Annotated in this window: 2 protein-coding genes and 2 pseudogenes; 2 read left to right on the forward strand and 2 right to left on the reverse strand. The window is 74.0% G+C overall.

Annotated elements, in window-relative coordinates:
• Nucleotides 1-37: 37 nt before the first annotated feature.
• Complete coding sequence (locus H9652_RS19400; RefSeq protein ID WP_191798447.1) at nucleotides 38-694, reverse strand: Rossmann-fold NAD(P)-binding domain-containing protein; 657 nt, start codon at nucleotides 692-694, stop codon at nucleotides 38-40.
• A gap of 70 nt (nucleotides 695-764) precedes the next feature.
• On the opposite strand from H9652_RS19400, the gene H9652_RS19405 reads away from it, so the two are divergent.
• Entirely contained in the window at nucleotides 765-2,273 is a 1,509-nt protein-coding gene (locus tag H9652_RS19405; protein ID WP_191798449.1) for a zinc-dependent metalloprotease, read from the forward strand.
• Between the two features lie 167 nt (nucleotides 2,274-2,440).
• Here H9652_RS19405 and H9652_RS19410 read toward each other — a convergent pair.
• Nucleotides 2,441-3,043: pseudogene (locus H9652_RS19410) on the reverse strand (SprT-like domain-containing protein); the annotation flags it as partial.
• A gap of 160 nt (nucleotides 3,044-3,203) precedes the next feature.
• On the opposite strand from H9652_RS19410, the pseudogene H9652_RS19415 reads away from it, so the two are divergent.
• Nucleotides 3,204-3,537: pseudogene (locus tag H9652_RS19415) on the forward strand (thiamine biosynthesis protein ThiF); the annotation flags it as partial.

The following is a 3,537-nucleotide window of genomic DNA, read 5'->3' on the forward strand; positions in this document are numbered from 1 at the left end:
CCTCGACGGCCGACGCCAGGTCGTTCGTGTGCAGGAGCTACCAGGGGCGGTCGCTGCCCTTGACGGTCAGGAGCCGCGGCGCCTCGAAGTGCCGGGTCAGGATCGTGTCGACGCCGGGACCGACGATCATCGCAGGGCGCAGGATCGCAAGACGGACCGTCGGCCCCGCCTGCGACTCGGCCGACGCAGCAGCGAGCTCCTCGACCAGGGCCTCCTCGAACGCCACCAGGTCCGCGACGAAGCCCCCGGCGTCGGGTGAGACGGGGTCGTCGTCCTCGATGTCCGGGCGGTTGGCGCTCGCGCCGTGCACGGTCGCCGACGTGACGGCGACGACCTGCTCGATCCCGTGCCGCGCGGCGACCCGCGCCACGCGCGCCGCCTGCTCGACCAGGTGCGTGCGTCTCGTGCCGCCCTTGGCGACCTTGACGCCGAACTCCCCGGCAGGGGCCACGGCGACGAGCGTCCGCGCCCCCTCGATCCACGGCGCCGACAGGTCGTTGGGCTCGACCGGCGCGTTCTCGGGGCCGCGTCCCCCGAGCGCGGCGCGCAGGAGCGCGGCGACGCGGCCCTCGCCCACCACGACCGTCCGGCCGTCCGTGCCGGAGCCGTCCTCCCGGGGTTCGGGCTGGTCGCGGACGTCCGCCACCGGAGCGCCGTCGGCGCTGCGCCGTGAGCGAACCGTGCCCTCCGACATGCCTCGACCCCCCTCGTCCGTCCTCGATTGTGGTTACGGTGATTCCTGACGCTATCCCGAGGAGACCCCGATGAGCAGCCAACCGCCCGACGAGTTCGCCTCCGGCGCGGGCGACCAGCCCGACGCGCAGTGGGAAGAGCTCCTGCGCTCCATGTTCGGCGCGGACGCCGACGAGGCCCTGCGCGAGCTGCGCGCTCGCGGCCTCGACCCGGCCGCCCTGGCCGCAGGCAGCGGCCTCAGCAACGATCCTGCGACCATGAAGCACGTCCTCGCCCAGGTGCAGCGGCTCCTCGCGAGCTCGGGCAACGGCCCGGTCAACACGGACGTCGCGCACGACATCGCCCGCCAGGTCGCGGTCGCCGAGGGCGACCCGTCACTCACGCCCGCGCAGGTCCGCTCGGCGACCGAGGCCCTGTCGGTGGCCGAGCTGTGGCTCGACGCCGTCACCGACCTGCCGCCTGCCGGCGGCAAGCGCTACGCCTGGAGCCGGTCCGAGTGGGTCGAGAAGACCCTCCCCGCCTGGAACGCGCTCGCGGCGCCCGTGGCCTCCTCGGTCGCCGACGCACTGGCGACCGTGCTGCGCGACCAGCTCCCCGGCGGGGCCGACGGTCCCGACACAGAGCTCGGCTTCCCCGGGCTCCCCGCGGGGGCGCTCGGGATGGACTTCGACCCCGCGCAGATGATGCGCCGACTCGGCTCCGCCGTGTTCGGCATGCAGATCGGCCAGGCCACGGGGACCATGTCCCGCGAGGTCTTCGGCGTCACGGACATCGGGCTCCCGCTGCTCGACGAGCCCGCGACGGCCCTGCTGCCCACGAACGTCGCCGCGTTCGCCGAGGGGCTCGACGCTCCCGTCGAGGAGGTCCGCCTCTTCCTCGCCCTGCGGGAGGCGGCGCACGCCCGCCTCTTCACGCACGTGAGCTGGCTCCGCGCACACCTACTGGGACTCGTCGAGGTGTACGCCCGCGGCATCACGATCGACCTGGACGCGCTCGAGTCGCAGCTCTCCGACATCGACGTCACGGACACCGGTGCGCTCCAGCGCGCCCTGTCGGGCGGCGTGTTCGGCCTGCAGAACACCGACGAGCAGAAGGCCACGCTGCTGCGCCTGGAGACCGCGCTCGCACTGGTCGAGGGCTGGGTCGACGAGGTCAGCGCGCAGGCCGCGCTCCCCCACCTCCCGCACGCCGTCCCGTTGCGGGAGATGCTCCGACGTCGGCGCGCGGCCGGCGGCCCCGCCGAACAGATCTTCTCGACGCTCGTGGGTCTGGAGCTGCGGCCGCGCCGCTCGCGCGACGCCGCGACGCTGTGGGCCCTCATCGCGGCACAGGGCGGACCTGACGCCCGGGACGGGGTGTGGGACCACCCGGACCTGCTGCCCAGCCCGCTCGACCTGGACGACCCGGCCGGCTACCAGGCGCGGCGCACCGAGGTCCAGGAGGAGCAGAGCGACCTCGACAAGGCGCTCGCCGACATCTTCAGCGAGGCCGAGGACTCGAAGGGCACTCAAGGCCCAGCCGACCCGGCCGCTCCGACGGACGACTCCGAGAACGAGCCGGACGGCTCGCCCCGCGACTGACGGTCCGCCCGCGACTAGCGGGCCGGTTCCCTCTCGGGGCCCTGCACGACCCGCCTGGCCGGCACCGCGTGCCGGTCGGGCGTGGGCTTCGTCGGGGGTTCCTCGGGAGCTCCAGCCGTGTCCGCCAGCACCGCCGGGTGGGCCTCGATCTCGACGTGGGGCGGGGCGTCCTCGGCGTCGTCGGGTGCCTCGGGCCCCTCGGGGGGGCCGCCGTCTCGGCTGAACGAGACCCCTTCGAGGAACCCCTTGGCCCGCTCCGTCCGCGGGTACGCCTCGAGCAGCGCCCAGAACCCCGGGCCGTGCCCGGCGTGCAGCAGGTGGGCGAGCTCGTGCAGCAGCACGTAGTCGAGCACCCACTCGGGCATGCCCTGGACGCGCGTCGAGATGCGGATGCTGCCGTCGATCAGGGTGCACGACCCCCAACGGCGTCCCTGGTTGCTCGACCAGCGCACGCTCGTGGGGTGCGCCCTGCCGTCGAGGTACTTGGCGGACAGCTCGGTCGCGCGGGCCACGAGCTCGTCGTCGGAGGGCCTGCGGCGCCGTTCCTTGTCGGCGAGCCGGTCCAGCATGCGCTGCACCCACTCGCGTTCCTGGGCGCGCGTGAACCGCGCGGGGATGGACACGATCGTGCGGTCCCCGTCGCGGTAGGCGCTGACCGTGCTCTTGCGTCGACGGCTCCGGCGTACCTCGACGTACGTCTCGGCGCTCTTCGCGGCGCCCGGCTCGGCTTCGTAGGCCACGGCACAGACCGTAGTGGGTCCGCGTGACATATGCCATAGACCACGCCGACGCTTGGTCCGCTCGCGTGCGCGGAATCGTCGAGAACTGGTCAAGTCTTGGCGAGGTGGATCGGCCTGTGGAGAACCTCGGCTCTCGCCCTCCCGTCGTCAGACTGGTCCGGCAGGTCCCCGCACCAGCCGAGGAGAACCCATGGACGACGACGACCTCTTCCCTGTCCGCCTCCGGCCGGGGACGGTCGTGCTCCACCGGGACCACGGGGTGCTCCAGTACGGCACCGACGAGCGCTGGAGCGTCCTCCTCAGCGGCCTCGACGAGCAGGAGAGCGCCTGGCTCCTCGACCACCACCGGTCGGGGCGGGCGCTCCTGCACGCGCCGCCCGCCCGGTACGCCGTCACGCCCGAGCGCCGACGGGCGATCGTGCGTCACCTGCACGAGGCGCTCCTCGTCGTCGGGCCACCCGAGGGGAGCCTCCGCGAGGTCGTCGCGCCCGCGCACGGGCGGGCCGACACCCCCACCCTCGCGC

The organism is Oerskovia rustica, assembly GCF_014836555.1.
In the GTDB taxonomy this organism is placed as follows: domain Bacteria; phylum Actinomycetota; class Actinomycetes; order Actinomycetales; family Cellulomonadaceae; genus Oerskovia; species Oerskovia rustica.

What these genes read in the sequence shown, in the direction of transcription:
- H9652_RS19400 (WP_191798447.1), bottom strand. Translation starts at nt 694, where the DNA reads ATGTCGGAGGGCACGGTTCGCTCACGGCGCAGCGCCGACGGCGCTCCG.
- H9652_RS19405 (WP_191798449.1), top strand. Translation starts at nt 765, where the DNA reads ATGAGCAGCCAACCGCCCGACGAGTTCGCCTCCGGCGCGGGCGACCAG.